Origin of the sequence: Stenotrophomonas sp. CASM106, from assembly GCF_049384825.1 — a bacterium.
GTDB lineage: Bacteria > Pseudomonadota > Gammaproteobacteria > Xanthomonadales > Xanthomonadaceae > Stenotrophomonas > Stenotrophomonas muris.
Window position 1 is genome coordinate 1 of the sequence record NZ_JBMRFS010000030.1, and the last position, 562, is coordinate 562.

Consider the following 562-nt stretch of genomic DNA (forward strand, 5'->3'; position numbering starts at 1 on the left):
CCATCCTGATCAGCACACTGGCCAGCGAGTTGCCCGAACTGGGCAGCTTGGGAAGCAAAGCCATAGCGTCGCTGGTGGGGCTGGCCCCGATGAACCGCGAAAGTGGCACCTGGCAGGGCCAACGGCGGATCAGTGGTGGGCGCGCGGTGGTACGCGAAGCCCTTTACATGGCGGCCCTGACGGCCATCCGGTACGAGCCAAGACTGCGCGCGTTTTACGCTGGCCTGAAGGCCAAGGGCAAAGCGAGCAAGGTGGCGCTCGTGGCGGTCATGCGCAAAATGCTGGTGATCCTCAACGCCCGTAAGCGAGACGCCGAGGTGGCCCTCGGCTGCCCCTGACAAGACAGTTGCTACCGGGCAATGCAACGCCATCGGGTTGCCGGCCAGCGGCCGGCGCTACCGGGGTTTCCTGCGCACAAAGAAAAACCCCGCTGCATGAGCAGCGGGGTTTTGGGTGTAAACCCTGGCGATGACCTACTCTCGCATGGCTTGAGCCACACTACCATCGGCGCAGCTGCGTTTCACTTCCGAGTTCGGGATGGGATCGGGTGGTTCCACAGCGC

General features: G+C 63.9%; 1 protein-coding gene and 1 rRNA gene. One reads left to right on the forward strand and one right to left on the reverse strand.

Translation table 11 applies throughout. From position 1 onward, the window contains the following. Positions 1–338 (forward strand): transposase (locus VG556_RS22345; protein WP_336324871.1); only part of this gene is annotated, 338 nt, incomplete at its 5' end. Positions 339–460: 122 nt separating this feature from the next. Here VG556_RS22345 and rrf read toward each other — a convergent pair. Further along, a 5S ribosomal RNA gene (gene rrf, locus VG556_RS22350) occupies positions 461–562 on the reverse strand; the annotation flags it as partial.